The organism is Streptomyces sp. NPDC056835 (assembly GCF_042789485.1).
GTDB lineage: Bacteria > Actinomycetota > Actinomycetes > Streptomycetales > Streptomycetaceae > Streptomyces.
Map to the genome: position 1 here is coordinate 71,615 of NZ_JBHUBB010000007.1, position 14,336 is coordinate 85,950.

At 70.4% G+C, this 14,336-nt stretch carries 11 protein-coding genes; 6 read left to right on the plus strand and 5 right to left on the minus strand.

The window, feature by feature from the left end; genetic code table 11:
- Positions 1-78: 78 nt before the first annotated feature.
- Positions 79-924 (plus strand): carbon-nitrogen family hydrolase, encoded by an 846-nt coding sequence (locus tag ACFRMN_RS09860; protein ID WP_383016012.1) that lies wholly within the window; start codon positions 79-81, stop codon positions 922-924.
- Positions 925-1,052: 128 nt separating this feature from the next.
- Here ACFRMN_RS09860 and ACFRMN_RS09865 read toward each other — a convergent pair whose 3' ends face one another.
- The gene (locus ACFRMN_RS09865; protein ID WP_383016015.1) at positions 1,053-1,550 is read right to left on the minus strand and encodes an LURP-one-related/scramblase family protein; all 498 of its coding nucleotides are present in this window, start codon (positions 1,548-1,550) and stop codon (positions 1,053-1,055) included.
- A 159-nt stretch (positions 1,551-1,709) separates the two neighbouring features.
- On the opposite strand from ACFRMN_RS09865, the gene ACFRMN_RS09870 reads away from it, so the two are divergent.
- Positions 1,710-3,584: an NHL domain-containing thioredoxin family protein gene (locus ACFRMN_RS09870; protein WP_383016018.1), complete on the plus strand. Its 1,875-nt coding sequence runs from the start codon at positions 1,710-1,712 to the stop codon at positions 3,582-3,584.
- Positions 3,585-3,739: 155 nt separating this feature from the next.
- Here ACFRMN_RS09870 and ACFRMN_RS09875 read toward each other — a convergent pair whose 3' ends face one another.
- Both ACFRMN_RS09875 and ACFRMN_RS09880 read right to left on the minus strand, forming a co-directional pair.
- Positions 3,740-5,041 carry a M18 family aminopeptidase gene (locus ACFRMN_RS09875; protein ID WP_383016021.1) on the minus strand — a complete coding sequence of 434 codons (1,302 nt, stop codon included), beginning with the start codon at positions 5,039-5,041 and terminating at the stop codon, positions 3,740-3,742.
- A 273-nt stretch (positions 5,042-5,314) separates the two neighbouring features.
- Positions 5,315-7,141, minus strand: a complete 1,827-nt coding sequence (locus tag ACFRMN_RS09880; RefSeq protein ID WP_383016024.1) for an acyl-CoA dehydrogenase — start codon at positions 7,139-7,141, stop codon at positions 5,315-5,317.
- Between the two features lie 163 nt (positions 7,142-7,304).
- On the opposite strand from ACFRMN_RS09880, the gene ACFRMN_RS09885 reads away from it, so the two are divergent.
- The 3 genes from ACFRMN_RS09885 (at position 7,305) to ACFRMN_RS09895 (ending at position 10,181) form a co-directional block, all read left to right on the plus strand.
- On the plus strand, positions 7,305-7,793 hold the full coding sequence (locus ACFRMN_RS09885; protein ID WP_383016027.1) for an SseB family protein: 489 nt from the start codon (positions 7,305-7,307) through the stop codon (positions 7,791-7,793).
- 137 nt (positions 7,794-7,930) lie between these two features.
- A complete protein-coding gene (locus ACFRMN_RS09890; RefSeq protein ID WP_383016030.1) occupies positions 7,931-8,884 on the plus strand; it encodes a pirin family protein in 954 nt (317 codons plus the stop codon).
- A 217-nt stretch (positions 8,885-9,101) separates the two neighbouring features.
- Entirely contained in the window at positions 9,102-10,181 is a 1,080-nt protein-coding gene (locus tag ACFRMN_RS09895; protein WP_383016033.1) for an AI-2E family transporter, read from the plus strand.
- Here the strand turns inward: ACFRMN_RS09895 and ACFRMN_RS09900 are convergent.
- Both ACFRMN_RS09900 and ACFRMN_RS09905 read right to left on the minus strand, forming a co-directional pair.
- Positions 10,142-10,612 carry an ATP-binding protein gene (locus ACFRMN_RS09900; RefSeq protein ID WP_383016542.1) on the minus strand — a complete coding sequence of 157 codons (471 nt, stop codon included), beginning with the start codon at positions 10,610-10,612 and terminating at the stop codon, positions 10,142-10,144. The genes ACFRMN_RS09895 and ACFRMN_RS09900 overlap by 40 nt on opposite strands.
- Positions 10,537-12,330 (minus strand): PP2C family protein-serine/threonine phosphatase, encoded by a 1,794-nt coding sequence (locus ACFRMN_RS09905; RefSeq protein ID WP_383016036.1) that lies wholly within the window; start codon positions 12,328-12,330, stop codon positions 10,537-10,539. The genes ACFRMN_RS09900 and ACFRMN_RS09905 overlap by 76 nt, the downstream gene beginning before the upstream one ends.
- A 154-nt stretch (positions 12,331-12,484) precedes the next feature.
- Here ACFRMN_RS09905 and aspS point away from each other — a divergent pair, with 154 nt between their 5' ends.
- A complete protein-coding gene (gene aspS, locus ACFRMN_RS09910) occupies positions 12,485-14,269 on the plus strand; it encodes an aspartate--tRNA ligase (protein ID WP_383016039.1) in 1,785 nt (594 codons plus the stop codon).
- The last annotated feature ends 67 nt before the right edge of the window (positions 14,270-14,336 follow it).

The following is a 14,336-nucleotide window of genomic DNA, read 5'->3' on the forward strand; positions in this document are numbered from 1 at the left end:
CCGATGGCACCCCGGCAGTGCTTTCGTGTGACGATCGTAGGCCCGTGTTGACGGCTCGAATGCCAGGACGGTGGTACCGTGCGCGCCTCGTTGATTCAGATCGCAGTAGACCCGTACGAATCGGTCGATTCGCGTAGACAGCGCGCGGCGGCGATGGTAATGGAGCAGCGCGGCGCCGATCTGGTCGTGCTTCCGGAGCTCTGGCCGGTGGGGGCCTTCGCGTACGAGTCGTTCGCCGACGAGGCGGAGCCGGTGGACGGGCCCACCTTCCGGGAGATGTCCAGGGCGGCGAGGGACGCGGGCGTCTGGCTGCACGCGGGATCCATCGTGGAGCGGGCCTCGGACGGGCATGCTCCGGACGGTTACGCGCCGGACAAGCACGCTCCGGACGGGACCCTCTACAACACCTCGCTCGTGCTCTCCCCCGCCGGTGAGCTGGTCCGTACGTACCGCAAGATCCACCGCTTCGGCTTCGACAAGGGCGAGGCGACGCTGATGGGCGCGGGCGGCGAACTGGTCACTGTCCGGCTGCCGGAGACCACCCTCGGCCTTGCCACCTGCTACGACCTGCGCTTCCCCGAACTGTTCCGCGGGCTGGTCGACGCGGGCGCCGAGACGCTCGTCGTCCCGGCCGGCTGGCCCGCCCGCAGGCGCGCGCACTGGACGCTGCTCGCCCGCGCACGCGCCGTGGAGAACCAGGCGTACGTCCTGGCCTGCGCGACCGCCGGTACGCACGCCGGGGTGGAGCAGTCCGGGCACAGCATCGTGGTGGACCCCTGGGGCGAGGTGCTTGCCGAAGCGGGGACGGACGAGGAGGTCCTGACCGTGGATCTCGATCCGGCGGTGGTCGCGACGACCCGCGAGCGCTTCCCGGCTCTGAAGGACCGCCGGCTGGGGCTGGAGACGCCGAGAGTGACCGGATAGGCCCGCGGTCAGGCCCGTGGCCGAAGGGCGCCGCGCCCCGCGCGCCCGCTCAGGCCCATGGCCGAAGGCGCCGCGCCCTGCGCCCCGCGCCCCCGCGCCCCGCTCAGCCGCGCCCCCCGAGCCCCCGCTCAGACGTCTTCTTCGTACTCCTTCTCCGCCATCCTGATCACACACACCGCCACGGCGATCAGCAGCGCGTGGTCCGCGTCGTCCCGTACGACATTCACGCCGTACGTCTCCCGCATCCGCAGCCGGCGCCGTGAGACATGGGCCAGCAGTTCGCCGTCGTACTCGATCGCGAACTCCAGGTCCAGGATCCGCCCGCTCACATCGAGCTCGGTGCCCTCGGCCAGGGAGACCCGGTAGTGATTGCGCAGCAGCGAGAGCCGCTTTCTGCGGATCGTCGCGAGCGTCCGGTCGTCCCGCTCGATGATCATGGCGTCCCGCAGGCTGAGCAGTTTCTGCCGCAGGGTGATCAGCACCTGCCCGGTGGGTGCCTTCAGTTCAAGGGTGTCGCGCAGCCGCAGCGCCTTGCCGTCGACGCGGAAGGCCCGCCGGCCCTGTTCGTCCTCGATCCAGTAGTCGTCGCCGATCGCGAAGATCTTGTCGCGCACGAGATATCTCATGGAGGACGGGTACCCGGGGAGCGGAGACGACGGTCGGCAGGGGCGCAGGTGCACGCATACGAGCGCGGGCGCACGCGTACGGCCGTGCGCGGGGTGCGGCGCCCGCGGTTGTGGGGTCCCTGGACGCCGGGGCGTTTTCGGTGGTGGCACCCTTGTTTCATGACCGACGCGACCCCCGCCCCCGCTTCACCCCCGTCCCGCCGCGCCCGGGTCCGTGCCCCCGAGCTGATCGGCAAGGGCGGCTGGCTCAATACCGGCGAGATGTCGTACACCCTCGCCGACCTGCGCGGACGCATCGTCATTCTCGATTTCTGGACGTTCTGCTGCATCAACTGTCTGCATGTCCTCGACGAGCTGCGGGAGCTGGAGGAGAAGCACCGGGACACGGTCGTGATCATCGGTGTCCACTCGCCGAAATTCGTGCACGAGGCCGAGCACCAGTCCGTCGTCGACGCCGTCGAGCGGTACGGGGTGCACCACCCGGTGCTGGACGATCCCGAGCTGGCGACCTGGAAGCAGTACGCCGTACGCGCCTGGCCGACGCTGGTCGTCATCGACCCCGAGGGCTATGTCGTGGCCCAGCACGCCGGTGAGGGTCATGCGCACGCCATCGCGAAGCTGGTGGAGGAGCTGGAGTCCGAGCACGCGGCGAAGGGGACGCTGCGGCGCGGGGACGGCCCGTACGTGCCGCCGGAGCCCGTCGCGACCGATCTGCGCTTCCCCGGCAAGGCGCTGGTGCTGCCCGGCGGGCACTTCCTCGTCTCGGACTCCACCCGTCATCAGCTGGTCGAGCTGGAGGCGGACGGCGAGACGGTCGTCCGGCGGATCGGCGGTGGCGTGCGCGGCTCGGGCCCGGACTCCTTCAGCGAACCGCAGGGGCTCGCGCTGCTCCCCGACGGCAAGGTGATCGTCGCGGACACCGTGAACCACGCGCTGCGGACGTACGACCCGGTCAGCGGCGCGATCGAGACCGTCGCCGGGACCGGCAGGCAGTGGTGGCAGGGCTCGCCGACCGAGGGGCCCGCCCTGGAGGTGGACCTCTCCTCGCCGTGGGACGTCGCGTGGTGGGCGGACCGGGTCTGGATCGCGATGGCCGGGGTCCACCAGCTGTGGACGTACGACCCGGCCGCCGGGACGGTCGCGGTCGCGGCCGGTACGACCAATGAGGGGCTGGTGGACGGGCCCGCCGCCGAGGCGTGGTTCGCCCAGCCGTCCGGACTCGCGGCGGCCGGGGACCGGCTGTGGATCGCGGACTCGGAGACCAGCGCCCTGCGCTACGTGGAGCGGGCGGGAGACGGCGACCGGGACGGCGAAGGGGACGGCGACGGGGACGGGGACGGGTTCGTGATCCGTACGGCCGTCGGCTCCGGGCTCTTCGACTTCGGGCACCGCGACGGCGCCGCGGAACAGGCCCTGCTCCAGCACCCGCTGGGCGTCACCGCGCTGCCGGACGGCTCGGTCGCCGTCTCGGACACGTACAACCACGCGCTGCGCCGCTACGACCCGGCGACCGGTGAAGTGACCACGCTGGCAACGGATCTGCGGGAGCCGAGCGACGCGGTGCTCGTCGGTGAGGACATCGTGGTCGTCGAGTCCGCGCGGCACCGGCTGACCCGGCTGCGGCTGCCCGACGAGGCGGTCAAGGTCGAGGCCGTCGCCCACCGCACCCAGCGCGAGGCCACCGAGGTCGCCCCCGGCGCGCTGACGCTGGACGTCGTCTTCACGGCGCCGACGGGCCAGAAGCTCGACACGCGCTACGGCCCCTCGACCCGGCTGCTGGTCTCCGCCACCCCGCCCGAACTGCTGGCGGAGGGCGGCGGCGCAGGTACGGACCTCCACCGCGAACTGGTGCTGGCCGACGGAGTCACCGAGGGCGTGCTGCATGTCTCCGCGATGGCGGCCTCCTGCGACGACGACCCGGCGAACGAGTACCCGGCCTGCCACGTTCATCAGCAGGACTGGGGCGTGCCCGTCCGGGTCGGCGACACCGGGACGTCCCGGCTCGCACTCGTACTGGCGGGCCTCGGCGCGTAATCCGACGGTGTGACCGGGCCGGAAGGAGCCCGGAAGGAGCCTGGAGGGGGAACGGTGGGAGAAGGGGCCCGAGTGGTGACCGTCCGGGCCATGGGATTCGCGTACCCCGTTCCGTAACAGCCATGCGGGAGCCGGGAGTTCGGCCCGGCGGACGCTCAGCCCTCCAGGAACGCCACCAGGGCGTTCGCCAGCAGATACGGGTCGTCCGCGCCGCACAGCTCGCGCGCGCTGTGCATCGACAGGATCGCCACGCCGATGTCGACGGTCTGGATGCCGTGTCTCGCCGCGGTGATCGGACCGATCGTCGTGCCGCACGGCATCGAGTTGTTGGAGACGAACGACTGCCAGGGCACGCCGGCCTTCTCGCAGGCGGCGGCGAACACGGCCCGGCCGCTGCCGTCCGTCGCGTACCGCATATTGACGTTGACCTTGAGGATGGGGCCGCCGTTGGCGCGCGGGTGGTGCGTCGGGTCGTGGCGGTCGCCGTAGTTCGGGTGCACGGCGTGGCCGGTGTCGGACGACAGGCAGACCGTGCCGGCGAAGGCCCGTGCCCGGTCCTCGTACGTACCGCCGCGGGCGAGCACCGAGCGTTCGAGGACGGTGCCGAGCAGCGGTCCGTCCGCGCCGGTGTCCGACTGTGAGCCGTTCTCCTCGTGGTCGAAGGCGGCGAGCACCGGGATGTACGGAAGCGGCTCGGCGGCGGCGGACGTGGCGACCGCGGCCAGCGCCGCCGTACCCGCGTGCACCGACAGCAGGTTGTCCATCCGGGGCCCGGCCAGCAGCTCGCGGTCGCGGCCGAGATAGGCGGGCGGCTCGATGGCGTGCGGCATCAGGTCCCAGCCGGTGATGTCCGCGGCGTCGACGCCCGCCTCCTGCGCCACGAAGCGGATCAGATCGCCCTCCTGGGGGTCCCCGAGGCCCCAGATCGGCTGCATGTGCCGCTGCCGGTCCAGCTTCAGACCGTCGGTGTTGACGGAGCGGTCCAGGTGCACGGCCAGCTGCGGGACGCGGAGCAGGGCGCGGTCGACATTGATCAGCCGGTGCGAGCCGTCGCGCAGGGAGATACGGCCCGCGAGGCCCAGATCGCGGTCGAGCCAGGTGTTGAGCAGCGTCCCGCCGTAGATCTCGACGGCGATCTGGCGCCAGCCGTACGAGCCGGTGTCCGGCAGCGGCTTCACCCGCAGATTCGGGGAGTCCGTGTGGGCCCCGACGATACGGAAGGGGGTGTGCGGGTCGGCGCCCTCCGGCACGAACCAGGCGATGATCGCCCCGCCGCGCAGCACGAACCGCCCGCCCGCCGATCCGTCCCAGGCGTCCGTCTCCCGCAGCTGCCGGAAGCCGGCCTTCTCCAGCCGCTCCGCGGCGTTGGCCACCGCGTGATACGGCGAAGGACTGGCCGTCAAGAAGGAGATGAGGTCGTCGGTGTGGCCGCGGTCGAAGCGGGCGGAAGTGCTCATGGGGTTCACCATAACGACGGGCCCTGGCACCGGGCCCGCCACCGGTTGGAACGGCACGGAACTGGGCGGGACAAGCTCCCGCACATGGGGAGAACAGGCACGCGGGACGGAGCTTCGGGCGGCTGGGAACGGCAGGACAGACGGCAGGACAGACGGCGGGACAGACGGCAGGACAGACGGCAGGACACCTCCCCGGGGAGAGGTGTCCTGCCGTCCTGTTGTCCTGTCGTCGCGATCAAGCGGGTCCGCGCGGGGCCGCGGGGGCGGGTCCGGTCAGAAGGCCGCTTCGTCCAGCTCCATGAGGGAGTCGTCGACGGACTCGGCGAGCGCGCGCTGCGTCGAGACGTCCGGCAGGACATTCGCGGCGAAGAACTTCGCCGCCGCGATCTTGCCCTGGTAGAACGCCACGTCCTTCGCGGCGGCCGTCTCCAGCTTCTCGGTGGCCACCGCGGCGCCGCGCAGCAGCAGATAGCCGACGACCACATCGCCCGAGGCCATCAGCAGCCGCGTCGTGTTCAGCCCGACCTTGTAGATGTTCTTGACGTCCTCGCCGGTGGAGGTGAGGTCGGTCAGCATCCGGCCGACGATCGCCTCCAGGTCGACGGCCGCCTTGGCGAGCGCGTCGCGGGCCGGGGCCAGCTCCGTACCGCCGGTGCCGACCGCCAGGAACGTCTTGATCTCCTCGGCGAGCGTGTTCAGCGACTGGCCCTGGTCGCGGACGATCTTCCGGAAGAAGAAGTCCTGGCCCTGGATCGCGGTGGTGCCCTCGTAGAGGGTGTCGATCTTGGCGTCCCGGATGTACTGCTCGATCGGGTACTCCTGGAGATAGCCGGAGCCGCCGAAGATCTGGAGGGACTGCGCGAGCTGTTCATACGACCGCTCCGAGCCGTAGCCCTTCACTATCGGCAGCAGCAGATCGTTCAGCCCGTGCAGCGCCTTCGCGTTCTCGCCCTCGGCCTCCTTGACGGCGATCTCGTCCTGGACGGAGGCGGTGTACATGACGAGGGCGCGCATGCCCTCGGCGTACGCCTTCTGCGTCATCAGCGAGCGGCGTACGTCGGGGTGGTGCGTGATGGTGACCTTGGGCGCGGCCTTGTCCATGAACTGCGCCAGATCGGGGCCCTGGACGCGCTCCTTGGCGTACTCCAGCGCGTTCAGATAGCCGGTGGACAGCGTGGCGATGGCCTTCGTACCGACCATCATCCGGGCGAACTCGATGATGCGGAACATCTGGCGGATGCCCTCGTGCTTGTCACCGATCAGCCAGCCCTTGGCGGGGTGGCGGTCGCCGAAGGTCATCTCGCAGGTGTTGGAGGCCTTGAGGCCCATCTTGTGCTCGACGTTCGTGGCGTACACGCCGTTGCGCGCGCCCAGCTCGCCGGTCTCCCAGTCGAACTCGTACTTCGGTACGAGGAACAGCGACAGGCCCTTGGTGCCGGGGCCGGCGCCGTCGGGGCGGGCGAGGACGTAGTGAAGGATGTTCTCCGACATGTCGTGCTCACCGGAGGTGATGAAGCGCTTCACGCCCTCGATGTGCCAGCTGCCGTCCTCCTGCTCGACGGCCTTCGTACGGCCCGCGCCGACGTCCGAGCCGGCGTCCGGCTCGGTGAGGACCATCGTGGAACCCCACTGCTTCTCGACGGCGAACGCGGCGACCTTCTTCTGTGCCTCGTTGCCCTCGTCGAAGAGGATGCCGGCGAAGGCGGGGCCCGACGCGTACATCCACACGGCGGGGTTCGCGCCGAGAAGCAGCTCCGCGTACGCCCAGATCAGAGAACGCGGAGAGGTCGTGCCGCCGATCTCCTCCGGCAGGCCCAGACGCCAGTACTCGGAGTCCATGTACGCCTGGTAGCTCTTCTTGAAGGCCGCCGGGACCGGAGCCGTGTTGGTCTCCGGGTCGAAGACCGGCGGGTTGCGGTCGGCGTCCGCGAACGACTCGGCGAGATCGCTCTCCGCGAGGCGCGTGACCTCTTCGAGGATGCTCTTGGCGGTCTCCACGTCCATCTCCGCGAACGGTCCGGAGCCGTACAGCTTGTCGCGTCCGAGGACCTCGAAGAGGTTGAACTCGATGTCGCGCAGATTCGACTTGTAGTGCCCCATGGCGACGACTCCGTAAGGCTCGGGGAGGCAGGTTCCTCATACATGTACCGGTAAGTAGCTACGATGATGCTACCCATGGGTAATAAGGCGCAACCCCGTCCGGGATACTGTGACGAGGTCGACTCGGCTCCCCCGGGCACCATTCCTCAGTACTCTTGCGCTCATGTACGGCTACGACCAGAACCCGGGCGCTCAGCAGCAGTACACGCACCCGCCTCAGCAGCCGCAGCAGCAGCCGATGGGCGGCCCCGGCGCGGGCGGATACGGCGAACAGCCGCTGTATCCGGAGCCCTCGCCCCCATCGCTCGGGGACGCCGTGCGGGCGTTCACGACGGGGTCGTTGTCGGCCGAGGACTTCCAGCAGATCTTCGCGACGTCGAAGGTCTACTGCCCGCGGGGTGACAACCCCGGGTTCCTGGCGCTGCACAACACGCAGCAGCCGGTGATCCCCATGTTCAGCACGCTCAAGGAGCTGCGGCGGTACGCGGGCAAGGAGTCGAAGTACTTCGTGATCACCGGCGCCGAGGTGATCGATCTGCTGCCCACGGGCTACGGCTTCGTCCTGGACATAGAGGGCGACCACCGCATGGTGTTCGACGCGAAGGCGGTCGAGCAGATGGTGGACTTCGCCATGCGCCGTATGTACGGCTAGGTCCTGTCGACCGGACAAGGCCCAGAACCCCATTTATCAGCCCGTCCGCCGGGGTGCCGCGGACGGGGGAATCGGTGCGCCTTGCCAGATGTTCACTGTTCAACTAAATTGAACGTTGAATCATCAAGGAGGCCCCCATGCCCGCTGTGACTGTCGAAAACCCGCTGACCCTGCCCCGGGTGGCGGCTCCGGCCGACGCCGTGGCCCGCCCCGTGCTCGCCGTCACGACCGCCCCCGGCGGTTTCGAGGGCGAGGGCTTCCCGGTGCGTCGCGCGTTCGCGGGGATCAACTACGAGTACCTCGACCCGTTCATCATGATGGACCAGATGGGTGAGGTGGAGTACGCGCCGGGCGAGCCCAAGGGCACCCCGTGGCACCCGCACCGCGGCTTCGAGACCGTCACGTACCTGATCGACGGCACCTTCATCCACCAGGACAGCAACGGTGGCGGCGGCACCATCCAGAACGGCGACACCCAGTGGATGACGGCGGGCTCCGGCCTGCTGCACATCGAGGCTCCGCCGGAGTCGCTGGTCATGTCCGGCGGGCTGTTCCACGGCCTCCAGCTCTGGGTGAACCTCCCGGCGTCCGACAAGATGATGAACCCTCGGTACCAGGACATCCGCGGCGGCCAGGTCCAGCTGCTGACCTCGCCCGACGGCGGCGCGCTGCTCCGGGTGATCGCCGGCGCGCTGGACGGGCACGAGGGTCCAGGCATCACGCACACCCCGATCACGATGATCCACGCGACACTGCGGCCGGGTGCGGAGATCAACCTGCCGTGGCGCGAGGACTTCAACGGTCTCGCGTACGTACTGGCGGGGCGCGGCACGGTCGGTACGGACCGGCGTCCGGTCCACATGGGGCAGACGGCGGTGTTCGGCGCGGGCGGCGCGCTGAGCGTGCGCGCGGACGAGTCCCAGGACGGGAACACGCCGGACCTGGAGGTCGTGCTGCTGGGCGGGCGTCCGATCCGGGAGCCGATGGCGCACTACGGCCCGTTCGTGATGAACAGTCACGCGGAGCTCAAGCAGGCGTTCGATGACTTCCAGTCGGGGCGCCTGGGCACGGTGCCGGCGGGGCCGGCGTAACCGGCGGGGGCGTTGTCCGGGGCGCGTTCTCCTCGGCGGGGTGCGCTCCGGGGCAACCGCGCCCACGGACCTCCGGAGGCCCCGGCACCCGGCACCACGACGGACGCACCCGCCCCCGGAAACCGGCCCCCGCCGAGGAGAACGCACCCCGTGCGCACCGTCACCCACGCGGAGCCCTACAGGGGACAGGCCCCCTCCCGCGTGGTCGGGTGGGAGCGTGCAGATCTCGCCGTCGTCCGTCCTCCCCGAGAGCGCCCGGCGCCTCGCCGCATGGTGCGTCGTGGTGCTGGTGATCGCCGGGGTCGGGGCCGTCGGGATCTGGCTGGTCGTCACCTTCAAGACCGCCGTCACGCCCGTACTGCTCGCCATCCTCGGCACGGCGCTGCTCGGCCCCCTGTACCGCCGGCTCGTCGCACTGCGGCTGAACCGGTCGCTCGCCGCCGGGCTCACCTGCGTCGCCGTCGTGGCCGTGGTCGGCGGCGCGGGGTACATCGTCGTCAGCGCGCTGGTCGACAACGGGGACCAGATCATGACCTCGCTGCGGCAGGCGGCGCGGGACCTGGCCCGGCACTTCGGCGCCGCCGGGACCTCGCTCGACGATCTGGCGAAGAACGCCAAGAACCTGATCGGGAAGTTCGGCGCCACCGCCGCCTCCGGGGTCCTCACCGGGATCAGTGTCGTCGGCGAGCTGATCGCCACCGCCGTGCTCGCGCTGCTGCTGATGTTCTTCTTCCTGCGCGACTCGGAGCGCGCGGCCGGCGCGCTCAGGGCCTTCGCCCCGCGTACGACCGGGGACACCGTCGAGGCCATGGCCCGCCGTGCCTTCGGCGCCGTCGAGGGGTTCATGCGCGGCACCACCGTCATCGCCCTCATCGACGCGGTCTGTATCACCGTCGGCCTGCTGATCCTGCGCGTCCCCGGCGCGGTCGGGCTCGGCGCGCTCGTCTTCGTCGGGGCGTACATCCCGTATCTCGGCGCCTTCCTCTCGGGCGCCGTCGCCGTGCTGGTCGCCCTGGCCGACCGGGGCTGGGTGATCGGGCTGTGGGCGCTGGGGGTGGTGCTCGCCGTGCAGGTGCTTGAGGGGCATGTGCTCCAGCCGATGATCCAGAGCCGTACGGTCCAGATGCACCCGGCCGTGGTGATACTGGCGATCACCGCGGGCGCCAGCGTGGCCGGGATTCTGGGCATGCTGCTCGCCGTACCGCTGACGGCCGCCGCGTTCGGTGTCCTCTCCGAGCTCAGGGACCGCTACGGCCACTACGAGGAGGCCCCGGGCTCCGCCCCTCCGCACTCGTAGAGCTCGAACCAGATCGACTTCCCCTCGCCGCGCGGATCCACCCCCCAGGCGTCGGCCAGCACCTCCATCAGCACCAGGCCGCGCCCGCTGGACGCCAGCTCCCCGGGGTGCCTGCGATGCGGCAGTTCGTCGCTGGTGTCGGCGACCTCGACGCGCAGACGCCGGTCTCCCGGCTCGCCGCGCGCCTCCGCGACCAGCAGGGCGTCGCCGTCCGTGTGCAGGAGGACGTTGGTGATCATCTCGGAGACCATCAGCTCCGCGGAGTCGATCTGCTCCTCGTCCGCCCAGTCGTGCAGCAGCTCGCGCAGCTGCCGCCGTACGCCCGCGATCCGCTCGGGCTCGGCCTGGGCGACGGTCAGCGCGGCACGCCGGGGAATCCCGCCGGGGAGCCGGGCCGTCGCGAGGTCCCGGGAGAGGAGCAGGAGCGCGATGTCGTCCTCGCGGCGGTCCGCGAGCGGTCCGGTCGTGTAGTGCGAGGTGGGGCCGTGCACGGCCTGGATGAGACTGTCGGCGAGCTTCTCCAGGGATCCGCCGCTGTCCTGCTCCAGTACGGGCCGCAGCCGTGCCCAGCCGCTCGCCAGATCGTGTCCGCGGTCTCGATGAGCCCGTCCGTGTAGAGCATGAGCGTTTCGCCGGGCCCCAGGACGAGCCGGGTCGTCGGATAGTCGGAGTCGGTCTCGATGCCGAGCGGCAGCCCGCCTTCGGTCTGCCGGACGAACGCCGTCCCGTCCGCCGTGCGGATCACCGGGTCGGGGTGGCCCGCGCGGGCGATGTCGATGGTGCCGTTCTCCGGGTCGACCTCCAGATAGAGGCAGGTCGCGAAGCGCGGGCCCGCCACGGAGTACCACTCGTTCATCACGGCGGCGCCCGCGTCCCTGGGTGGTCCGCCGTCGCGCCCCGGGTAGTGGTTGAGACCGGCCAGGAAGCGGGAGGCGCGGGCGAGCACCGCGTCCGGCCGGTGGCCCTCCGAGGCGTACGCGCGCAGGGCGATCCGCAGCTGGCCCATGAGGGCGGCGGCCCGTACGTCATGGCCCTGGACATCCCCGATGACCAGCGCGAAGCGCCCGCGCCAGCGGCCCTCGGAGTGCGATGTGCCGCCGGGCAGCGGGATCATGTCGTACCAGTCGCCGCCGATCTGGAGCCCGCCGCCGGTCGGTACGTAGCGGGCCGCCATCGTCATACCGGGGATCTGGGGCCCGAGCGTCGGCATCATCGTGCGCTGGAGGCCGAGGGACAGCTCGCGCTCGGTCTCGGCGGCACTCGCGCGGGCCAGCGCCTGCGCCAGCATGCGGGCCACCGTCGTCAGGACGGACCGCTCGTCGGGCGAGAACGCGACCCGGTGTTTGAAGGCGGCCATCCAGGTGCCCAGCGTGCGGCCCGCGACGATCAGCGGGAGGAAGGCCCAGGAGCGGCGGCCGAAGCGCTTCACGTAGCGCCAGGTGGCGGGGTACCGGTCGGCATACGCGTCCGGGGTCGGCAGGTAGATGGCCCGGCCGGTCCGTACGACCTCGGACGCCGGGTAGTCGGAGTCCAGCGTCATGGTCTCGAACGGGGCCGTGTCCTCGGGGGCGTGCCCGTGGTGGCCGATGATCGTCAGCCGCTCGCCGGAGACGCCGTAGACCGCGAGGCCGTCCGGCGAGAAGCCGGGCATGGAGAGGGAGGCGGCGACCCGCAGCACCTCGGCGGTGGAGCGCGCCTCGGCCAGCGCGCGGCCCGCGTCGAGCAGGAAGGCCTCGCGGGAGCGGCGCCAGTCGCCGGTGACGGAGGACCGTTCGACGGTGGCGTCCGGGTGGGGCTCGGTGACCTCCTGGACCGTGCCGACCATCTCGTGGTCCCCCTCGGCCGGGGACGCGATGATCGGCCTGGCCCTGACCCGTACGGTACGGAGCACCCGGCCGCCCTCGTCCACGACCCGCAGCCGGGCCTCGGCGAGGGTCCCCTCGGCGAGCGCGAGATGGACGATGCCGTCGATCTCGTTCCAGTCGATGGGGTGGAAACGGGAGCGTGTGGCGGACTCGGTGAGCGTCACGGGTTCTCCGGGCATGGCGAGCAGCCGGGCCGCCTCCCCGTCGAGGGTGACTGTGCCGGACGCGTTCTCCCAGCGCCATAGACCGGTCGCGATCGCGGCCAGGACATCCTCGGTGCGCATTGTCCCACTTTATGAATATGAGTAGAACAAACGCCACCGAGGGGTGTGTCATGGCCGGGCGGTAACCTGTTACGTCGTACGACGTAACGCTGTCGTCCGACGCAGCGCTTCCGCCCGGCCACCCCCGACTTGCCAAGAACTGGATGAAACGACGATGCATCGGTACAGGTCCCACACCTGCGGCGAGCTCCGCGCCTCTGACGTCGGTGCCGACGTCCGGCTGAGCGGCTGGCTGCACAATCGCCGAGACCTGGGCGGCATCCTCTTCATCGATCTCCGCGATCACTACGGTCTGGTCCAGCTCGTGGCCCGCCCCGGCACCCCCGCGAACGAGGAGCTGTCCAAGCTCACGAAGGAGACCGTCGTCCGTATCGACGGCAAGGTCTCCGCGCGCGGTGCGGAGAACGTCAACCCGGAGCTGTCGACCGGCGAGATCGAGATCGAGGTCTCCGAGGTCGAGATCCTCGGCGCGGCGGGCCCGCTGCCGTTCACGGTCAACGCCGAGGACGGAGTGAACGAGGAGCGGCGCCTGGAGTACCGCTTCCTCGACCTGCGCCGCGAGCGCATGCACCGCAACATCATGCTGCGTACGTCCGTCATCTCCGCCATCCGGCACAAGATGACGGCGCTGGGCTTCAACGAGATGGCCACGCCCATCCTCACCGCGACCTCCCCCGAGGGCGCCCGTGACTTCGTGGTCCCGTCCCGGCTGAACCCGGGCAGGTTCTACGCGCTGCCGCAGGCCCCGCAGCAGTTCAAGCAGCTGCTGATGATCTCGGGCTTCGACCGCTACTTCCAGATCGCGCCGTGCTTCCGCGACGAGGACGCCCGCGCCGACCGCTCGCCCGGCGAGTTCTACCAGCTCGATGTCGAGATGAGCTTCGTCGAGCAGGAGGATGTCTTCCGGCCGATCGAGAAGCTGATGACCGAGCTGTTCGAGGAGTTCGGCAACGGCCGCCATGTCACCTCGCCGTTCCCGCGCATCCCGTTCCGCGAGTCGATGCTGAAGTACGGCAACGACAAGCCGGACCTGCGGGCCAAGCTCGAACTGTCCGACATCTCGGATGTCTTCGAGGGCTCCGAGTTCAAGGCGTTCGCCGGCAAGCACGTCCGCGCGCTGCCGGTGCCGGACACGGCGGGCCAGTCGCGGAAGTTCTTCGACGGGCTCGGTGAGTACGCCGTCGAGCACGGCGCGAAGGGCCTGGCCTGGGTGCGGGTCGGCGAGGACGGCGCGCTGAGCGGCCCGATCGCCAAGTTCCTCACCGAGGAGAACGTCAAGCTGCTCACCGAGCGCCTGGGGCTCGTCCCCGGCCACGCCGTCTTCTTCGGCGCCGGTGAGTTCGACGAGGTCTCCAAGATCATGAGCGCGGTGCGCGTCGAGGCCGCCAAGCGCGCGGGCCACTTCGAGGAGGGCGTCTTCCGGTTCTGCTGGATCGTCGACTTCCCGATGTACGAGAAGGACGAGGAGACCGGGAAGATCGACTTCTCGCACAACCCGTTCTCGATGCCGCAGGGCGGTCTGGAAGACCTGGAGACGAAGGACCCGCTGGACATCCTGGCGTGGCAGTACGACATCGTCTGCAACGGAATCGAGCTGTCCTCCGGTGCGATCCGTAACCACGAGCCCGAGCTGATGATCAAGGCGTTCGAGATCGCCGGCTACGACCGCGAGACCGTCGAGCAGGAGTTCGCGGGCATGCTCCGCGCGTTCCGCCTCGGCGCCCCGCCGCACGGCGGTATCGCCCCGGGCATCGACCGCATCGTGATGCTGCTGGCCGACGAGCCGAACATCCGCGAGACGATCGCCTTCCCGCTCAACGGCAACGCGCAGGACCTGATGATGGGCGCGCCCACGGAGCTGGCGGAGTCCCGCCTCCGCGAGCTGAACATCGCGCTGCGCAAGCCGGCCGCGAAGTCCGGCGAGAAGTCCGGCGAGTAGTCCCTCCAGACCCACCCGAAGGGGCCCGGAACCACACGGTTCCGGGCCCCTTCCGCGTGTCCGGCCG